The organism is Desulfovibrio piger (assembly GCF_951793255.1).
Lineage (GTDB): Bacteria > Desulfobacterota > Desulfovibrionia > Desulfovibrionales > Desulfovibrionaceae > Desulfovibrio.
The window spans coordinates 368552-382147 of record NZ_OX636706.1; the positions used below are offsets into that span (position 1 = coordinate 368552).

The 13596-nt window shown below is 65.0% G+C and carries 11 protein-coding genes and 1 tRNA gene; 5 read left to right on the forward strand and 7 right to left on the reverse strand.

The features are described 5' to 3' along the window. Positions 1 to 88 precede the first annotated feature (88 nt). Positions 89 to 1252, forward strand: coding sequence for a tRNA-specific 2-thiouridylase (locus Q4I12_RS01835; protein WP_302260262.1), 1164 nt, complete (start codon positions 89 to 91; stop codon positions 1250 to 1252). Between the two features lie 325 nt (positions 1253 to 1577). On the opposite strand, the gene Q4I12_RS01840 is transcribed toward Q4I12_RS01835, so the two are convergent. The 4 genes from Q4I12_RS01840 to Q4I12_RS01855 form a co-directional block, all read right to left on the reverse strand. Next, on the reverse strand, positions 1578 to 2027 hold the full coding sequence (locus Q4I12_RS01840; protein ID WP_204626200.1) for a hypothetical protein: 450 nt from the start codon (positions 2025 to 2027) through the stop codon (positions 1578 to 1580). Between the two features lie 150 nt (positions 2028 to 2177). Further along, on the reverse strand, positions 2178 to 3797 hold the full coding sequence (gene murJ / locus Q4I12_RS01845; protein ID WP_302260263.1) for a murein biosynthesis integral membrane protein MurJ: 1620 nt from the start codon (positions 3795 to 3797) through the stop codon (positions 2178 to 2180). Beyond that, entirely contained in the window at positions 3794 to 6205 is a 2412-nt protein-coding gene (gene rnr, locus Q4I12_RS01850; protein WP_302260264.1) for a ribonuclease R, read from the reverse strand. The genes murJ and rnr overlap by 4 nt, the downstream gene beginning before the upstream one ends. A 280-nt stretch (positions 6206 to 6485) precedes the next feature. Next, a complete protein-coding gene (locus tag Q4I12_RS01855) occupies positions 6486 to 7184 on the reverse strand; it encodes a Bax inhibitor-1/YccA family protein (RefSeq protein WP_302260266.1) in 699 nt (232 codons plus the stop codon). A 399-nt stretch (positions 7185 to 7583) separates the two neighbouring features. Here Q4I12_RS01855 and Q4I12_RS01860 point away from each other — a divergent pair, with 399 nt between their 5' ends. After that, a complete protein-coding gene (locus tag Q4I12_RS01860) occupies positions 7584 to 8180 on the forward strand; it encodes a peptidylprolyl isomerase (protein WP_302260267.1) in 597 nt (198 codons plus the stop codon). Between the two features lie 351 nt (positions 8181 to 8531). Here the strand turns inward: Q4I12_RS01860 and ruvC are convergent, their stop codons facing one another. From ruvC to Q4I12_RS01875, 3 genes are all read right to left on the reverse strand, one after another. Then, complete coding sequence (gene ruvC / locus Q4I12_RS01865; RefSeq protein WP_006009195.1) at positions 8532 to 9044, reverse strand: crossover junction endodeoxyribonuclease RuvC; 513 nt, start codon at positions 9042 to 9044, stop codon at positions 8532 to 8534. Between the two features lie 88 nt (positions 9045 to 9132). Further along, positions 9133 to 9870: a YebC/PmpR family DNA-binding transcriptional regulator gene (locus tag Q4I12_RS01870; RefSeq protein WP_168935355.1), complete on the reverse strand. Its 738-nt coding sequence runs from the start codon at positions 9868 to 9870 to the stop codon at positions 9133 to 9135. A 171-nt stretch (positions 9871 to 10041) separates the two neighbouring features. Then, positions 10042 to 10704, reverse strand: a complete 663-nt coding sequence (locus Q4I12_RS01875; RefSeq protein WP_289616411.1) for an RlmE family RNA methyltransferase — start codon at positions 10702 to 10704, stop codon at positions 10042 to 10044. Between the two features lie 522 nt (positions 10705 to 11226). Here Q4I12_RS01875 and Q4I12_RS01880 point away from each other — a divergent pair. From Q4I12_RS01880 to fcl, 3 genes are all read left to right on the forward strand, one after another. Beyond that, a tRNA-Ala gene (locus tag Q4I12_RS01880) sits at positions 11227 to 11302 on the forward strand. A 129-nt stretch (positions 11303 to 11431) separates the two neighbouring features. After that, complete coding sequence (gene gmd / locus Q4I12_RS01885) at positions 11432 to 12577, forward strand: GDP-mannose 4,6-dehydratase (protein WP_302260269.1); 1146 nt, start codon at positions 11432 to 11434, stop codon at positions 12575 to 12577. A 75-nt stretch (positions 12578 to 12652) separates the two neighbouring features. Beyond that, a complete protein-coding gene (gene fcl, locus Q4I12_RS01890) occupies positions 12653 to 13585 on the forward strand; it encodes a GDP-L-fucose synthase (protein WP_302260270.1) in 933 nt (310 codons plus the stop codon). Positions 13586 to 13596: the final 11 nt, after the last annotated feature.

The following is a 13596-nucleotide window of genomic DNA, read 5'->3' on the forward strand; positions in this document are numbered from 1 at the left end:
CCAAGGTTTTCCGCAGCCCGTCAGCTTTTCTGGCGGGCTGTTTTCGCATCTTCCCTCCGGCCCGGCCGGACGCCAAGGAGACTTTTTGATGACACAACTGGCCGTTGCCGTCAGCGGCGGCGTGGACAGCCTCTGCGCCCTCCTGCGCCTGCGCGAACAGGGACACGACATCCTGGCCCTGCACGGGCTCTTCCTGCCCGATGCCGCATCTTCCGGCCTGCGCCCGGCCCCTGAAGGCCCCCGTCTGCTCACGGCAGCGGAGGCCCTGGCCGCGCCTCTGCCCCCCGCCAGCCGTCAGGCGGTGGAAGGCCTGCAAACAGCCTGCGGACAGCTGGGCATCCCCCTGCATGTGGCCGACATGCGCGCGGTCTTCGACAGGGAGGTCGTCACGCCCTTCGTGCGGGCCTATGCCCGGGGCCGGACGCCCAACCCCTGTGCGCTCTGCAACCGGGCCATCAAGTTCGGGGCCCTGCTGGACGCCGCCCTGAGCCTGGGCGCGGACCGCATCGCCACCGGCCATTACGCCCGCCTGCTGGACGGCCCTGCCGGGCCCGTGCTGGCCGCAGCGGACGATCTGGCCAAGGACCAGAGCTACTTCCTTTCCCTCGTGCCGCTGGAACGCCTGCGCCGGGCCGTGTTCCCCCTTGCCCGGCAGGACAAGGCCGCCAGCATCGCCCAGGTGAAGGACGCGGGGCTGGCAGTGCCCGTACCGCAGGAAAGCCAGGAGATATGCTTCATCCCCGCCGGAGAGGACGCCTACCGGGCCTTCCTGGAGCGGCGCTGGCAGGCGGAAGGCCTGTCCCTGCCCGGCAGCGGCCCCGTCCTGCTGGAAGAGGCGGACAGCGACGGCCGCCCCGTGCTGCGCCCGCTGGCCCGGCATGAAGGCCTGTGGCGCTATACCGAAGGCCAGCGCCGGGGCCTGGGCATCGCCCACAGCGAGCCCCTTTACGTGCTGCGCAAGCAGGGAGAGGACAATACCCTCGTGGTGGGCGGCAGGGCCCGCCTGGGCATGCACGGCTGCCTCACCGGCCCCGCCAACCTGCTCTGCCCGCCCGAACAGTGGCCGGACACCTTGCTGGCCCGCCTGCGCCATCGCCAGCGCCCCACCCCCGCCCGGGTGGAGATCACGGACGGCGGCCTGCGCATCACGCTGGCGGAACCGCAATTCCCCAGCGCCCCCGGACAGGTGGCCGCCATCTACGACGAGCAGGGCCGCGTGCTGGCCGGTGCGCTGGTGCGGGAACTGTTCTAGCAAGGATGACCGGGAGGGAAGGAGAAAAGAGCCTGCGTTGTTGCCGATGCCCAAAGCCCCCGTATCGCCAACGGGCACGACGCTGTGGCCTGCCGTCGGCTGCTCAGGCATAAAGGCCCCCTCCCGCGCCGCCCCCTCGGACGTACTGCACCGAGCAGCTAGCTCTCCTGAAACAAAGACAGACGGACGATACCCGTCCCATGGCTGCCATGAGCGGATGGCAACATCTGCTCCGGTCTTGGTACGGCCCGCTCCGGCAACGAACCATAAAAAAACGTCCCTGTGGCAGCACAGGGACGTTTTCCATTTTCAGGGCAGGGAAAGATCAGCGCAGCACAAGGCCGGGATCGGCCGGGCAGCGCATGCCTTCCAGCAGGGGCACGGCCGGGGGCAGCTCGCCCAGCACGCTGACCAGGATGAATCGTCCGTTGGACTGCGCCAGAAAACAGACGCCATCCTGACCGTCTTTCTTGATGGGGAAGCTGTACTGTCCCTCCCGCTCCACAGGATCGGCCGTGGCTCCGGTCACGGAGGCCAGTTCCGCCGCTATCCGGGCGGGGGCAAGGCCCGCATCGGCGGCCACCATCACGGCGATGGCCGTCCGGCGGCCTTCCTGCCGGAGCAGCAAGGTGGAAGTCGTCCCGGACGTATTTTCCTCCACGACGCTCCAGCCCTCAGGCAGAGGGAAAAAGACACCGGCCACTTCCTTTTCCGCGGCCGGCGCAGGAACGGCCAGCAACAGGATCAGCAGGCCTGTCAGCAGTATTTTTTGCATCTTCGTCTCCTCGATGATGATGGAAAAGCCTTGCGCCGGCCACAGGGTTCCGGGCATGGCGCATAACGTCTCGTCCGGGGCACGGCCTTTTGTCGGCGACAGACCGCCGTCCCAAGCCAGGCGTGGACGACCGCTGTCCCGCCGTCTTCCCTAGGCCTGTCCCTGCGGACGGCCGCGCCGCAGCCGCCGCCAGACAGGCTCCAGTATGCCGGGTGCCAGCCTGTAGCTCAAGGGCAGGAAGATCACGGCAAAGGCCAGACCGCTGGCAGCGCAGGTCAGGCAGGCCTGAGCCACGGCGGGCAAGGCCAGCGTCCCGGAGGCACGCAGGCCGTCCAGTCCGTACTGGGCCGCCCAGGAGGCCGCCCCGGCGGGCAGGGAGCACAACAGGGCCCGGCCGGACAGGGAAAGCAGGCCCGCGAAGGCGCCCGTGCCCTGACGTCGTGCCCAGATGGCCACCAGCCAGAGCACATAGGCGCTGACGCTCACCGCCGAGGTCAGGGCGATGGCCCACGCGCCCAGGGGCACGGCCCACCAGTAATAGACCGGCAGGGCCAGCAGGGTCATGACCGTGCCCGTGGTGGCCGGGGTCAGGGTATCGCCGTCGGCATAGAAGGCGCGCACCAGCACCATGTACAGAATCCACAGCGGCGTGGCGGCCAGCATGATCTGCAACAGGGGCGTGCTGGCCACGGTCTCGGCCAGACCGAAGCGGCCGCCCTGGAAGATGACGCCCATGATGGGCTGGGCGGCCACGCCCATCCAGAGGGCACAGGGGATGATGAGGCCCACGCTGGCCCGCAGGGCCGCACTCAGGGTCTGGTCGAAGCGTTCCTTCTCGCCATTGGTCAGCAGGAAGACCAGGAAGGGATAGGAAGCCACGGCGGCCGCCTGTCCCATGAGGCCCACCGGCACTTGCATGATGCGCCGGGCATAGTTGAGCAGGCTCACGGCGCCGTCGCCCACCAGCGAGCCGAACACGCGCATGAACTGCTCATCCAGAAAGATGACGGTCTGGCCCAGCATAAGGGGCAGGGCCATGATCAAAAAGCGCTTGAGCAGCGGATGCCGGAAGACCGGCGACAGGCGCAGCCCCCCGGCGGCAGCCACCCGGAAGGGCAGCAAAAAGGCCCCCAGACAGGCCCCCACGGTCACGCCCACGCAATAACCGGTCATGCCGCCCAGTTCCCATTCGGCAGGCAGATCCATGCCCTGCGTCAGCCAGGACAGCAGCAGGCCGCCCGCGATGATGCAGCCGTTGTAGATCAGGGGCGCCAGCGCGGGCACGCGGAACTGCCGCCGCATGTAGAGCAGGGCCGTGACGCAGGCCCCGCACAGGAAGAAGACCTGCGCGGGCAGGATGATGCGCATGAAAAAGGCCAGCCGTGCCGTCTGGGCGGCATCGAAGCCCGGGGCCGTGATGCGGGCCAGCTCTTCGGCGCCCAGCATGCCCGCCCCCGTCACCAGCAGCGAGGCCACCACCATCCAGCAAAAGATGCAGGAGAAAAAGCGCCAGCCGTCGTCCTCGTCCTCCTGGAAGCGCCGGGACAGCAGGGGGATGATGGTGATGGCCATGATGCCCCCGGCCAGCAGGTGGTTGATGATGTCCGGCACCACGAAGGCCGCGAAGTACATGTCCGCTTCACTGCCCGCGCCGAACTGCCAGGAAATGACCTTGTCGCGCACCAGTCCCATGAGGCGGGACAGGATGGTGCTGGCGGCCAGGATCAGGGCCGCCGCGCCCATGCGCTGTTTTTGCGAGAAAAAGCTCATCCGCGTCTCCCCCGTCCTGCGGGACGGCGAGTCCCGTGCCCGCCATCCCGGCGGGCCTGTCCTTTGCCGCGCACGGGACGCTGCCCGTCGCGGTCACGGCCCTTGCGCTGATGCGGCAATTTGGCATGACGGGCCGGAGCCTTGCCCGGTCGTCCCTGCCGCCCGCGCGACACACGTCCGCCGCGGCGGGCCGCCACGCCCAGCTCCGTGGGCAGCAGGCGGATCTCCAGACGGCCGCTGTGCACTTCGGCCAGCACCACCTCGAGGGACTGGCCCATGCTCCAGCACAGGCCCGAGCGCTGCCCCACCAGACACTGGCGGCGGGCATCGAAGTCGTACCAGTCGTCGCCCAGATCCTCCACGCGGATCATGCCCTCCACGGGCATCTCGCTCAGTTCCACGAACAGGCCGAATTCATTGACACCGGCCACCACGCCCCTAAAGCGCTCGCCCACGCGGCCCTCAAGGGCCATGCAGGCCAGACGCCGGGCCATCTCGCGCTCGCAGTCCAGGGCCTCCCGCTCGCGCCGGTTGAGCTGGTCAGCCACGCGCAACAGCTTCTGCCCGGCAGGCAGGGCACCGCCGTACAGCCCCAGGCTGGCCTTGAGCGCCCGATGCACCAGCAGGTCGGCATAACGGCGGATGGGCGAGGTGAAGTGGCAGTACGCACGGGACGCCAGACCGAAGTGCCCTTCGTTCTCCGGCTGGTAGCGGGCCTGGGGCATGGCCCGCAGGCACAGGCGCCCCACCAGGAACTCCCTGTCCGAACCCTGCACGTCCCGCAGGATGCCCTGCAGGGCCGAGGCCGCGGGCTTCACGGGCACCAGTTCGGGGTCGATGGCTTCCAGGGAGTCGAACAGGCTCTCCAGCCGCTCGGGATCGGGCTGGGGATGCACGCGATAGAGGAAAGGCTCCTTCGGGGCCCCCTCCGGGCTGCCGTCGGCTTTCAGGCCGCCCAGATGACGGGCCACGGCCTCGTTGGCCGCGATCATGAATTCTTCGATGAGGCGGTGGGCGTCGTGGCGCACACGGCGGGACACGCGCAGCAGGCGGCCCTTGTCGTCAAAGCCGTATTCCGGTTCCGGCAGGTCGAAATCCAGGCTGCCCCGGCGCTGCCGGGCCTCACGCAGGCAACGGTACAGTTCGAAAGCCGTCTCCAGCATGTCCAGCACTTCCTGCCCGCGCGGTCCGGCGGCCAGCGCGGCACGGGCCTGCTCGTCCCTGTCCAGCAGGCAGGCCTTGACCTGATCGTAGGTCAGGCGGGCCGCCGAACGCATGACCACCGCCGCGAAGCGCGGCCTGCCCGGCTGCCCGGTGGCGGAAAAGGGGATCTCGGCCAGCATGGCCAGCCGGTCTTCGTCAGGACGCAGGCTGCACAGGCCGTCGCACAGGGCGGGCGGCAGCATGGGCTCCACCGACGTGGGGAAATACCAGGAATTGCCGCGCGCCAGGGCTTCGGTATCCAGCGCCGAGCGCGGGCGCACATAATGGCTCACGTCGGCGATGGCCACACGCAGGAGCCAGCCCCCGCCGGGACGGGCCTCCACCTGCACGGCATCGTCGAAGTCGCGGGCATCGGCGCCGTCGATGGTCACCAGCGGCAATGCGCGCACGTCCTCGCGCCCGGCCATGTCGGCATGCTGGGGCGCGGACGGCAGGGCGTCGGCCTCGGCCTGGACCCGGGGCGGGAACTCCCGCGGTACCTCGTGATTGAGTTTGACCAGATCCTCCTGCACGGCGATGTCGTCTTCCCGGCCCACGGCCTGCAGCAGACGGGCCTGCCAGAGGTCGGCGGCCAGACGTTTTTCCGGCGCCACCAGCAGCAGCGAGCCGCCGGAGGGGCGCTCCATGTCCCCGGGCAGCTCCACGCTGACATCGAAGGGCATGCGGCTGTCCGCCGGACGGCACAGCGCGCGGCGTCCGGTCACATGGATCACGTGCACGGGCACCTCGCGGCAGCCGCGCTCCAGCACCTCCACGATGCGGCCTTCCTGGCTCTTGCCGCGGGCATGCGAACGCGGCGACAGGGCCACACGCACCATGTCCTGATGCCAGGCATCGCCCGCCTGCAGGGGGTGGATGAAGATGTCCGGGCCGGTCACCTGCCCGTTGTCGCCCAGGGGCGTCACGAAACCGCCCGCGCCGCTGCGCAGGGCCATGTAGCGGCCGCGCACCTGGCGCAGGCCGTCGGCACGGGCCCAGAGCCCGCCCTGCAGGCGCACCAGCCGGCCTTCGTCAGCCAGGGCATAGAGCTGGTCTTCCAGTATCTTGCGGGCCGCACGCGGCAGGCCCGTGACCCGCAGCAGGGCATCCAGGCGCAGGGGACGGTTCTGTTCATGGAAGATCTCCAGCAGCTCGGCGTCATCAAGACCGGCCGGGAGATCGAAGTAGTTGTTTTTCTTGCTCATAGATCCTTGTACGCCGCACAGGGCGACGATGTTTGCACAAAGTGTCCGTCCGTCCTGCATACGGGCCCCGGGCCCGCTTGTCAAAGCCGGCAAGACACAAGAGGGGCGGAAGGTCACCCTTCCGCCCCTCTGTCATATCATCGGAGTGGCCGCTCCACAGGCGGCCATCCATCCTGCGCCCCTTCCGCTACTGCAGCTTTCCCGCCAATACAGGGCGCGGGATCTTCCCTCTTTCCCCTCATGTGCGGGCGGAGAAGGAGGGCGTAAAAAGCCTTTCCCGCTAGTCGCGGTTGCCGCCGAACAGACGCAGCAGCATCAGGAACAGGTTGATGAAGTCCAGATACAGTTCCAGGGCGCCCAGCAGGGCACCGCGGCGCATGGCCGTGGCGTCGTCCACAGGAGCGTTCATCCCGAAGGCGCGCAGCTTCTGGGTGTCATAGGCGGTGAGGCCGGTGAAGATCAGCACGCCGATGCAGCTGATGACGAAGTCCATCATGCTGCTGGCCAGGAAGATGTTGACGATGGACGCGATGATGATGCCGAACAGGCCCATCATCAGGAAGTTGCCCATGCCGGTCAGGTCACGCTTGGTCACCGTGCCGTACACCGACATGGCCAGGAAGGTGCCCGTGGCCGTCAGGAAGGCATTGGCGATGGAACCGATGGGATAGACCACGAAGATGCTGGACAGGGTCAGGCCGGTCAGGGCCGAATAGGCGATGAACACCGCCGTGGCCGTGGTGGCCGACATTTTGTGGATGGCGGCGCCCAGGGCGATGACCATGCCGAACTGGGCCACGATGAGGGCGATCATGATCACCATGTTGCCCAGGATGGCCATCTGCAGGTCGGGGCTGGACGCCACGGCAAAGGCCGTCACGGCCGTGATGGCCAGACCGGCGGTCATCCACATGTAGACCTGGCGCATATAGATGGAAACGGCGCTCACAGCGCTTTGCGCAATGGTACGAACAGTCATGTTTTTCCTCCGGGATTTGGCCGCGCGGCATGCACGGCCGTACTTTCATTCCTTGCTTAACATATAGGGATATGGCGCGCAAAAGCAAGTCCCGGCCGGGCCAGGCTGCCGGTCATGGCCCCATGATCCCGGGAAGGAAGCCCTCGCTCCCCTGACGGGCCGGCAGGAGCCACCGGCGGACGGGATGAGAACCGTTTCCCGTTCCTGCCGCACGGGCTCCGTCCGGGCCTGATGCTCCCGCACCGTCCGGCCTCCCCCATCGCAGAAGGGCCGTTCCTATCCTGAGCCCCTCCGTCTGCGGGTTTCCGGCCTCCCCTTCCCTTGCCGCTCCCTCCGGCACATGCTACCGTGCGCCTGTCGCACCGGCATGGTGCGACAGATCATCAAGGAGAACCCTTCATGAAGAAATTCACTCTCTTCACCCGTCTGCTGCCCGTCCTGCTGCTGGCCTGCGCCCTGCTGGCCGCCCCCCAGGACATCCGCGCCCAGGGCCCGGACCCCGTCGTCAAACTGGAGACCAGCATGGGCGACATCCTCGTGCGTCTGGATGCCCGCAAGGCTCCCATGACCACGGCCAACTTTCTGGAATACGTCAAGGCCGGCCAGTATGACGGCACCATCTTCCACCGCGTCATCAAGGACTTCATGATCCAGGGCGGCGGCATGACCGCCAGCCTGCGCGAAAAGACCACCCGCGCCCCCATCAAGAACGAAGCCGACAACGGCCTGCGCAACCGCAAGTACACCATCGCCATGGCCCGTACTTCCGACCCGCATTCGGCCACGGCCCAGTTCTTCATCAACGTCAAGGACAACAGCTTCCTCGACCACCGCAGCAAGGACCCGCAGGGCTGGGGCTATGCCGTGTTCGGCAAGGTCATCCGCGGCCAGGACGTGGTGGACCAGATCGCGGCCGTCAAGACCGGCAGCCGCGGCTACTACGAAGACGTGCCCATGCAGCCCGTCATCATCAAGCGCGCCACCATCGTGGAATAAATGGTATAAGCGGGAAAAGAGATGCAGGGGGAGGGAAACCTTTTCGGGGAAAAGGTTCTCCCTCCCCCACACCCCCTCCCTTCCAAAACCTTTTGTTCAGGTCGGTATAGAAAGTCCCCGTCGCTGGCTGGCGGGCGAGGATATCGGGAAACAGGACGCCCGCTATTCTTCCAGCCTACCTACCAGAGAACCTGACATGACCATCGCACAAAAAAAGACGCCACATGGCGTCTTTTTTTGTGCCTGATAAAGCGCGTTTGGGGGAGGATGGGGGCTTGGGGGAAGGAACCCCCTTTTCGCGCCAGAGAAAGGGAGTTCCTTCCCCCAACAAACAATAGAACTTCCAACGCCTCAGCGCCGGGCCAGGAGCTTCAGGCGGCGCATGGTCAAATGGCAGATGGCCACGGCCAGGGCATCCGTGGTGTCCAGGGCCCAGCCCTCGCCACGCACGTTGAGCAGACGCCGCACCATGAAGGCCACCTGTTCCTTTTCCGCGCGGCCGGTGCCCACCACGGATTTTTTGACCAGCGTGGGCTCGTAATCGCTCACCGGTACCCTGTGCGCGGCGCAGGCGGCCACGGCCACACCGCGGGCCTGGCCCAGCTTGAGGGCGCTGGCCGCGTTCTTGGCCGTGAAGACCTGCTCGATGGCGGCCTCCTGCGGCCGGTAACGGCCCACCACGTCCGCCAGCTGCCGGTAGATGACGGCCAGCCGCTGGGAAAATTCCTTTTCACCGCTGGAGGTGGTGCGGATGATGCCGCAATCCACCAGGCGCAGCACACCGGACTGTTCCGCGATGATGCCCCAGCCCGTACGCTGGGAGCCGGGGTCGACCCCCAGGACCACAAGAGGAGTGTCTGCCATAGCTCTCCATAGAAAAAAAGCCCGGCACTCAGGGAATGCCGGGCAAAAAACGGACATCTGCCGCCCGGAGGGGCGGGAACGTACCGGACTAGTCCATATCCATGTCTTCGGGGAAGTCGGCGTTGGCGTAGACGTTCTGCACGTCGTCGTTGTCGTCCAGGGCTTCCATGAGACGGATGACCTTCTGGGCGGCTTCGGCGTCCACGGCCACCAGGTTCTGGGGCACCATGGCCAGTTCGGCGGACTGCATGGTCACACCGGCGGATTCCAGAGCGTCGCGCACGGCCGCGAAGTCGGCCATGGCGGTCTGGAGGGTCCAGACATCTTCATCGTCGATGACGTCGTCGGCGCCGGCTTCCATGGCCACTTCCATCATCTGGTCTTCGGTGTAGGCGGCCTTGTCCACGGTGATGACGCCCTTGCGGTCGAACATCCAGCTCACGCTGCCGTCGGTGCCCAGGCTGCCGCCGTGCTTGGTGAACAGGTGACGCACTTCGGCCACGGTGCGGTTCTTGTTGTCGGTGGCCACTTCCACCATGATGGCGATACCGGCGGGACCGTAACCTTCGTAGAAGCATTCGGTCAGATCGCCGCCCGCATCTTCACCGGTACCCTTGCGGATGGCGGCTTCGATCTTGTCCTTGGGCAGGTTCACGGCCTTGGCAGCGGCAATGGCGGCACGCAGACGAGGGTTGCCCGCCGGATCGCCACCGTTCTTGGCAGCGATGATGATTTCCTTGGCGGCCTTGGTGAAAACCTTGCCGCGCTTGGCGTCCTGACGGCCCTTGCGGTGCTGGATATTGGCCCATTTGCTGTGCCCAGACATAAAACCTCCCAAAACTCGGAGAATGTAAAAGGTGAAAAAAGACAGACGGCCTTGCGGCGCGTCCGTTCCCTGCCCAGGATACCGGGACATCCCGGCGGCGGGAGCACGCTTCCGGCCCCTCCGGGCGCGCACGCGGGTGCAGCGGCCCGGACAGCGGAGGATGGGACGCCCCTAAAGGACGCCGGGCTCCTGTCCGGTGTCGGCGGCTCCGTCCGTGCCCGCATCCTGTGCGGCAGGACGCGCCTCGGCCTTGAACCCCATGCCCACGAAGAAGGTCTCCTTGCTCTCGGCTCGGGAGCTCTTGGGCTTGAAGGATTTGACGGCCTTGAAGGCGCGACGCATGGGCTGGAGCATCTCCTGGATGTCCGGCCCCATGAAAATCTTGACGATGAAGCTGCCGCCGGGTTTGAGGTGCAGGCGCGCCACTTCCAGGGCCTCGCAGGCCAGCTCGAGCGAACGGGCCTGGTCCGTGAACTTGGTCCCGGTGGTACGGGGCGCCATGTCGCTCATGACCACGTCGAACGGCCCCATCTCGCGCAGGCGGGCTTCAAAGGCATCGGAACGGTTGAACACGTCCTCCTGCATGAAGGTGACCTGCGGCGGAAAGGCGGTCTCCGTGGTCTGGATGTCGCAGCCCAGCACGAGCCCGCGCTGGCCCACCTTTTCGGCAGCACCCAGCGACCACGAGCCCGGAGCCGCGCCCAGATCCAGAACGCGCATCCCCTGGCGGAAGAGCTTGAACTTCGCGTCCAGTTCCTTGAGCTTGTACACGGAACGGGCCGGATAATTCTCGCGCTTGGCCTTGAGAAAATAATGATCCCGATATTCCTTCATAGTGACACCAGCGGGCTTCTATAGCGTTTTTTTTCGCGGTAGCCAAGCCCCACAGGGGCGGCCCGGCCGATTTTTTTCAGGGATGGCGGAAGGAGAGGACCCGGGGATGCCACGGTCTTTGTCCGGCGTGGCGTGAGGGTTGCCGGCCGGAAGACACGGCCCGGGGATGCCCCTGTGTCCTGGCGGGCAGGGCGTTGGTATACCAGCCTGCTTCGGAGCGCCCCTGCTTTCCCGCAGGCGTTCCGGGAAAGCCGGAGCTCGCCTGCCCGCATACCAAGGAGAAAACGCTCTGGAACCAACCGGAGCGAGCGGCGGACATGACGACCTCCCCACCCTGGCGGTCACTGGTGCAAGCATGTCATCCTGCTTGCCGGAGCCGGATTCATAGCTGACCGGCCCTTGCACGCCACGGATATCAGGCCCCTCTCTCCTGATCGACGGGCGGCCTGTGCACAAAAAAGACTTGACCGCAGCAGATGAATGGCATACATACCTCGCTACGCCGCGTTGTGGCGTCCATGTGGGGAAGTAGCTCAGCTGGGAGAGCATCGCCTTCGCAAGGCGGGGGTCGGGAGTTCAAGTCTCCTCTTCTCCACCACAAGGAAGACTAGGGGTTACGGTGATGAGCTGTGACCCCTTTTCTGTTATCATTGTATATGTTATTTGATGGCAATGGCCCAGCTAGCCACTTCATACTACGATTTTTTAACGGGCAGATACGAATTTCATGAAAAAAGCACTCATCACCGGCATCACTGGTCAGGACGGCGCCTATCTGGCGGAATTCCTTCTGAACAAGGGCTATGAAGTCCACGGCATCAAGCGCCGCTCTTCCCTGTTCAATACGGATCGTATCGACCACCTTTATCAGGGACCGCACCAGAAAGGCCGCAAGTTCGTTCTGCACTACGGGGATCTTTCTGACGCCGGCAACCTGATCCGCATCATGCAGGAAGTGCAGCCGGACGAAGTCTACAACCTGGCAGCCCAGAGCCATGTGCAGGTCTCCTTCGAGTCTCCCGAGTACACCGCCAATGTGGATGCGCTGGGGACCCTGCGTCTTCTGGAAGCCATCCGCATGCTGGGTCTGGAAAAAAAGACCCGCTTCTATCAGGCCTCCACTTCGGAGCTGTTCGGCAAGGTGCAGGAAATCCCGCAGACGGAGAAGACGCCTTTCTACCCCCGTTCGCCCTATGCCTGCGCCAAGCTCTATTCCTACTGGATCACGGTCAATTACCGTGAAGCCTACGGTATGTATGCCTGCAACGGCATCCTCTTCAACCACGAATCCCCGGTACGCGGCGAGACCTTCGTGACCCGCAAGATCACCCGTGCTCTGGCGCGCATCCTGCTGGGCCTGTCCTCCTGCCTCTATCTGGGCAACATGAACGCCAAGCGTGACTGGGGCCATGCCCGCGACTATGTGGAAATGCAGTGGCTCATGCTGCAGCAGGAACAGCCCGATGATTTCGTCATCGCCACGGGCCGTCAATTCTCGGTGCGAGATTTCGTCAATGCCGCAGCGGCCGAACTGGGCCTGAGCCTGGAGTGGAAGGGAGAAGGCGTGGATGAGACCGCCACCGTGGTGGCTGTTGACGCGGACAAGGCCGCGCTGGCCGCCCAGGGCAAAGCACTGACGATCCGTGTCAAGGAAGGGGACACCATCGTACGTGTGGATCCGCGCTATTTCCGTCCCACCGAAGTGGAGACCCTGCTGGGCGATCCGGCCAAAGCTCAGGCCAAGCTGGGCTGGGCACCGCGTACCACCTTTGAGGAGATGGTGCAGGAAATGGCCCGCCATGATCTGGAGCTGGCCCTGCGTGATGCTGTGGTGGAGGACGCCGGTTTTACCAGCTTCAAACACGAGGAATAGCGCGCCACGCCGCGTCATATATTTTCAGGGGCGGCATGCGACAGTATGGCCGCCCCGCGCCGTATCGAGGACATCATGTTGCAGAAAGACGGCAAATTTTTTGTCGCCGGGCACCGTGGTCTGGTGGGCAGTGCCATCTGCCGGGCTCTGCGCCGCGCGGGGTATGAAAATCTGTGCGTTCGCAGCCATGCGGAACTTGATCTTACTGAGCAGCAGGCCGTACGCGACTTTTTTGCAGCCGAGAAGCCGGACTATGTGGTGCTGGCTGCTGCCAAGGTAGGCGGTATCCACGCCAATGCCACCTATCCTGCCCAGTTCATCTATGAGAACCTCCAGATCCAGAACAACGTCATCCATAGTGCCTGGCAGAACGGCGTAAAAAAATTCCTCTTTTTGGGGTCGTCCTGTATCTATCCCAAGCTCTGCCCGCAGCCCATCAAAGAGGAATATTTGCTCACCGGTGCCCTGGAGCCCACCAATGACGCCTATGCCTTGGCCAAAATCTCGGGCATCAAGATGTGCCAGGCCTACCGCAAGCAATATGGCTTTGACGCCATCAGCGCCATGCCAACTAATTTATACGGGACGGGAGACAACTATCACCCGGAAGATAGCCACGTGATCCCGGCCATGATCCGCCGTTTCCATGAGGCCAAAATACAGGGACTTTCTCAAGTGCGCATCTGGGGAACAGGCACCCCTCTGCGGGAATTCCTGCATGCTGACGACATGGCCGATGCCTGTGTCTTCCTTCTGGAAAACTATTCTGATTTTGAGCATGTGAACGTGGGCAGCCAGCAGGAGATGACCATCATGGACATCGCCCGCCTGGTGGCGCGCGTTGTGGGCTATGAAGGAAAAATTCTTACTGATCCTTCCAAACCGGACGGCACACCGCGCAAACTCATGGATTCCGGTAAATTATTCTCCATGGGCTGGCAGCCCCGCATCAGCCTGGAAGAGGGGCTGAAGGCGGCCTATGAGGATTTCTGTACCCACTACCTGTAAAAAGAGAGCAC

Excerpts from the sequence above, each read along its gene's own strand:
- Q4I12_RS01860 (WP_302260267.1), top strand. The coding sequence starts at position 7,584 with ATGAAGAAATTCACTCTCTTCACCCGTCTGCTGCCCGTCCTGCTGCTG.
- Q4I12_RS01855 (WP_302260266.1), bottom strand. The coding sequence starts at position 7,184 with ATGACTGTTCGTACCATTGCGCAAAGCGCTGTGAGCGCCGTTTCCATC.
- ruvC (WP_006009195.1), bottom strand. The coding sequence starts at position 9,044 with ATGGCAGACACTCCTCTTGTGGTCCTGGGGGTCGACCCCGGCTCCCAG.
- Q4I12_RS01875 (WP_289616411.1), bottom strand. The coding sequence starts at position 10,704 with ATGAAGGAATATCGGGATCATTATTTTCTCAAGGCCAAGCGCGAGAAT.
- fcl (WP_302260270.1), top strand. The coding sequence starts at position 12,653 with ATGTTGCAGAAAGACGGCAAATTTTTTGTCGCCGGGCACCGTGGTCTG.
- Q4I12_RS01870 (WP_168935355.1), bottom strand. The coding sequence starts at position 9,870 with ATGTCTGGGCACAGCAAATGGGCCAATATCCAGCACCGCAAGGGCCGT.
- Q4I12_RS01835 (WP_302260262.1), top strand. The coding sequence starts at position 89 with ATGACACAACTGGCCGTTGCCGTCAGCGGCGGCGTGGACAGCCTCTGC.
- Q4I12_RS01840 (WP_204626200.1), bottom strand. The coding sequence starts at position 2,027 with ATGCAAAAAATACTGCTGACAGGCCTGCTGATCCTGTTGCTGGCCGTT.
- gmd (WP_302260269.1), top strand. The coding sequence starts at position 11,432 with ATGAAAAAAGCACTCATCACCGGCATCACTGGTCAGGACGGCGCCTAT.
- murJ (WP_302260263.1), bottom strand. The coding sequence starts at position 3,797 with ATGAGCTTTTTCTCGCAAAAACAGCGCATGGGCGCGGCGGCCCTGATC.
- rnr (WP_302260264.1), bottom strand. The coding sequence starts at position 6,205 with ATGAGCAAGAAAAACAACTACTTCGATCTCCCGGCCGGTCTTGATGAC.